Below are 4,913 nucleotides of genomic sequence, written 5' to 3' on the forward strand. Positions count from 1 at the left end.
CTCGGGCCCTCCAGGCGGTGCAGGAACCACAGCCGCCGCTGCGCGAAGGACAGCGGCACCCTGTCCGGGCGCACCGCCGGCAGCAGCGCCGGACGGGCCCGGCCGGTCTCCTCGGCGAGCCGCTCGGCGAGACCGGCGACCGTGGGGGCCTCGAACAGGGCGCGGATCGACACCTCGACGCCGAGCGCCGAGCGGACCCGCCCGACCAGCCGGGTGGCCAGCAGCGAGTGCCCGCCCAGGGCGAAGAAGTCGTCGTCGACGCCGACCGCGGGCACGCCCAGCACCTCGGCGAAGATCCCGGCCAGGATCTCCTCCTGCGGCGTGCGCGGGCCGCGGCCGACGCCGCCGGCGGCGAACTCGGGCGCGGGCAGCGCCTTGCGGTCGAGCTTGCCGTTGGGGGTGAGCGGGAGGGCGTCCACGGCGACGAGGGCCGCGGGCACCATGTGGTCGGGCAGCGCCCGGGCGGCGTGCGCGCGCAGCGCGCCGAGGTCGAGGTCCGCCCCGGCCGCGGGCACCAGGTAGGCGGCCAGCCGCAGGTCGCCCGGCTGGTCCTCGCGGACCGTCACGGCGGTCTGCGCGACCGCCGGGTGGGCGGCGAGCACGGACTCGATCTCGCCCAGCTCGATCCGGAAGCCGCGGATCTTCACCTGGTCGTCGGCCCGGCCGGCGAACTCCAGTGCGCCGGTCTCCGTCCAGCGGGCCACGTCGCCGGTGCGGTACATCCGCGCCCCGGGCGGGCCGAACGGGTCGGCGACGAACCGCCCGGCGGTCAGGTCGGGCCAGCCCAGGTAGCCGCGGGCCAGGCCGGCCCCGCCGACGTAGATCTCGCCCGCGACGCCGGGCGCGACCGGCCGCAGGCCGCCGTCCAGGATCTGGATCCGCAGGTCGGGGATGGCGCCGCCGATCATGCTGCCCGGCCCGGCGGCCGCGCTCGGGGCGTCCAGCGCGAGGTGGCTGACGTGCACCGTGGTCTCGGTGATGCCGTACATGTTGACCAGGACGGGCGCGTGGTCGTCGTGCCGCTCGTACCAGTCGGCGAGCCGCCACAGGTCCAGCGCCTCGCCGCCGAACACCACGTGCCGCAGGGCGAGCCGGCGCCCGGTCTCCGGGTCCTCGCGGTCCGCGCGCATCAGCTGGTAGAACGCCGACGGCGTCTGGTTGAGCACCGTGACCCGCTCGTCGGCGAGCAGCCGCAGGAACTCCTCCGGGGAGCGGCTGACCGAGTACGGGACGACCACCAGGCGGCCGCCGTGCAGCAGCGGGCCCCACAGCTCCCAGACCGAGAAGTCGAAGGCGTAGGAGTGGAACAGCGTCCACACGTCGTCCGGGCCGAAGTGGAAGAACCGCTCGGTGGCGCCGAACAGGCGGACCACGTTCCGGTGCGGGACGACCACGCCCTTGGGGCGGCCGGTGGAGCCCGAGGTGTAGATGACGTACGCGGGGTGCTCCGGGTGCAGCGCCACCGCCGGGGCGCTCTCCGGCCGGGCGGCCAGGTCGGCGCGGACCTGCGGGTCGTCCAGGGCGATCCGGGCGGGCGCGCCGTCGAGCGCCAGGACGTCGGCGCCGGCGGTCACCAGCAGGGCCGGCCCGGAGTCCTGAAGGGTGTAGGCGAGCCGGTCGGCCGGGTACGCCGGGTCGAGCGGCACGTAGGCGGCGCCGGCCTTGAGCACGCCGAGCACGGCGACCACCAGGTCGGCCGAGCGGGGCAGCGCGAGCGCCACGAAGTCCTCGGGGCCGACGCCGCGCTCGACCAGCAGGTGGGCCAGCCGGTTGGCGGCGGCGTCCAGCTGCCGGTACGTCAGCTCGGTGCCCTCGCAGCTCACCGCGACGGCCTCCGGGGTGCGCGCGGCCTGGGCGGCGAACAGCTCGGGGACGGTCGCCGGGGCGACCTCGGCGCCGTCGCCGTTCCACTCGACCAGGACGCGGCGCAGCTCCTCCGGGCCGAGCAGGTCGATCCGGCCGACCGGCCGGGTGAGGTCGGCGGCGATCGCCTCGAAGAGCCGGACCAGCCGCTCGCCGATCAGCCGGACGGCCTCGTCGTCGAACAGCTCCCTCCGGTGGTCCAGGCGCAGGTGCAGCCGGCCGTCCGCCACCTGGGCGATCAGGCCGAGCGGGTAGTGGGTGCCGTCGGTCCCCCGCAGGTCGGTCAGCTTCAGCGGGCCGTCGGCCGGGCCGAGCGACTGCGGGTCCATCGGGTAGTTCTCGAACACCGCGATGGTGTCGAAGAGCTTGCCGTGGCCGGCCAGCCGCTGCACCTCGGTCAGGCCCAGGTGCTGGTGCGCCATCAGGCCCGCCTGCTCCCCCTGCAGCCGGGTCAGGACGTCCACCAGCCGCTCGGCGGGCCGCAGTCGGGTCCGCACCGGCAGGGTGTTGATGAACAGGCCGACCATCGTCTCGACGCCCGGGATCTCCGGCGGGCGGCCCGAGACGGTCGCGCCGAACACCACGTCCTCGCGCCCGGTCAGCTTGGCGAGCAGCAGCGCCCAGGCGCCCTGCACCACGGTGTTGAAGGTCAGCCCGTGCTTGCGGGCCTGCCCGCGCAGCCGGGTGGTCAGCTCGGCGGACAGCTCGACGACCCGGTGCGCCGGCGGGAGGACGGCCTCCTCGGCGTCGGCGCCGGCCAGCAGGGTCGGCTCCTCCAGCCCGGCCAGCGCCTCGCGCCAGGCCGCCCGGGCCGCCTCCGCGTCCTGCCCGGCCAGCCAGGCCAGGTACTGCCGGAACGGCGTGACGGCGGGCAGCGCCGTCTCGTCGCCCCCGGCCGCGTACAGCTCGAACAGCTCGCGCACCATGACGGGCATCGACCAGCCGTCGACCAGGATGTGGTGCTTGGTCACCACCAGGAGGTGCCGCTGCTCGGCGAGCCGGTGCAGCGCGAAGCGCAGCAGCGGCGGGCGGGACAGGTCGAAGCGGCGGGCCCGGTCGGCGGCCAGCAGGCCGTCCAGCTCGGCCTCCCGGCCGGCCGGGTCGGTGTGCCCGGACAGGTCCGTCTCGCTCCAGGGCAGTTCGACCTCGTGCGGGATCAGCTGGACCGGCCGGGCCAGGCCCTCGTGCCGGAACGCGGCCCGCAGGTTGGGGTGCCGGCGCAGCAGGCCCTCGGCGGCGGTGCGCATCCGGGCCGGGTCGAGCGGGCCCTCGACGTCGAGGACCACCTGCACGGTGTAGACGTCGGCGGCCTGCTCGTCGTAGAGCGAGTGGAACAGCAGGCCTTCCTGCAGCGGGGAGAGCGGGAGTACGTCCGCGAGGCCGGGCTTCGTCACTTTCAGAGCCTCCAGTCAGCTTCGAGCAGGTCGATCTCGGCCTGGGACAAGGACACGAGAGAGAGGTCAGAGGGGGTGTGGCCGCCGCTGCCGGCGGTGCGCGCGTGCTCGGCCGTCACGCGCAGGGCGCGGAACCACAGGTCGGCCAGTTCGGCCACGGTCGCCTCGGGGACGGCCAGGCCCGCCCAGGACCAGGTGGCCACCAGCCGGGGGCCGGTGGGGTGGTCCTCGGTCAGGACCTCCAGCTCCACCAGGTGGGTCATCGGCATCGCCGGGTCGGTCCCGCCGCCGAGCGCCTCGGCCTCGGCGGCGGTCGACCACGGTTCGCCGCCGGCGGCCGGGAAGCGGCCCAGGTAGTTGAAGCCGAACTGCGGCTCGCCGAAGGCCTCCAGCTGCGGCCCGGTGTCCGGGTTGAGGTGGCGCAGCAGGCCGTAGCCGAGGCCGCGGTCGGGCAGGGCGCGCAGCTGCTCCTTGACCAGCTTGAGCGCCTGGCCGACCGGTGCGCCGCCGGCCCAGAGGCCGGCCCAGTCGCGGACGGCCGGGGCGAGCCGGACGGGGTGCACGCTGGTGAACCAGCCGACCGTGCGGGAGACGTCGGCGCCGCCGACGACGTCCTCGCGGCCGTGGCCCTCCAGGTCGACCAGGACGGAGCCGTCGCCGGCCCGGTCGTGCCGGCGGCGGTGGTCCGCCACGGCCAGCGCGAAGGCGGTGAGCAGCACGTCGTTGACGCCCGCGTGGTACGCGGCCGGGACGCTGGTCAGCAGTTCCGCGGTGAGGTCGCTCGGCAGGGTGCGGACCAGGGTCCGCGCGGTGCCCGTCAGGTCCTCGGCGGGGTCGAACGGGCGGTCCCCGACCGGCGGGTCGATGACGTCCAACTGACGTTCCCACAGTGACAGTTCGCCGCGACGGGCAGGGGCCTCGGCGGCCTCGGCCAGGCCCCGGGACCAGCTCCGGAAAGAGGTGGCCACCGGGTCGAGGACGGGCTCCCGGCCGGCCGCGACCGCCTCCCAGGCGGCGGCCAGGTCGGGGACCAGGATGCGCCAGGAGACGCCGTCGACCGCCAGGTGCTGGACGACCAGCAGCAGCCGGCCCGGTGCGTCCGGCCCGGCGTCGAACCAGACCGCCTGGACCATGACGCCGCGCTCCGGGTCCAGCCGGCCGGCCGCGGCCTCGCCCTCGCGCGCCACCAGCTCGCGCAGGCCGGGGGCACCGGGGGCGGTCAGGTCGATCCGGCTGACCAGCTCGGCGGCCCGGACGCTGCCGGGCGGCGGGACGTCCAGTTCCGGTCCGTCCGCGGCGCCCGGCGCCCCCGCCGCCTCCTGCGCCCCCGCCGGGACGAGCCGGGCGCGCAGGACGTCGTGGCGGTCGAGGACGGCCTGGAGGGCGGCGGCCAGGTGCTCCTCGGTCAGGGCCGCGGGGGCGTTGAGCAGCATCGACTGGTTGAACCGGCCGAGCGGGCCGCCGCGCCCGAACAGCCAGCGCATCACCGGCGTGGCCGGGATGCGGCCGAGGCCGCTGTCCGCGACCGCGGCGGCCGCGCCGGACGCCAGGTCCTCGGCGACGGCGGCGAGGGCGGCGACGGTCTTGTGCTCGAAGACCTGGCGCGGGGTGATCACCAGACCGGCCTTGCGGGCGCGGCTGACCAGCTGGATGGAG

Annotated in this window: 2 protein-coding genes; both read right to left on the reverse strand. The window is 76.3% G+C overall.

Annotation, left to right across the window (positions count from 1 at the left end):
* A partial coding sequence (locus VM95_RS36935; protein ID WP_045705585.1) for a non-ribosomal peptide synthetase occupies positions 1–3,257 on the reverse strand: 3,257 nt, incomplete at its 3' end.
* Positions 3,258–3,259: 2 nt separating this feature from the next.
* The coding region (locus VM95_RS36940; protein WP_045705587.1) for a condensation domain-containing protein at positions 3,260–4,913 on the reverse strand (1,654 nt) is incomplete at its 5' end.

The sequence above is a fragment of the Streptomyces rubellomurinus genome, from assembly GCF_000961885.1.
Classification (GTDB): domain Bacteria; phylum Actinomycetota; class Actinomycetes; order Streptomycetales; family Streptomycetaceae; genus Kitasatospora; species Kitasatospora rubellomurina.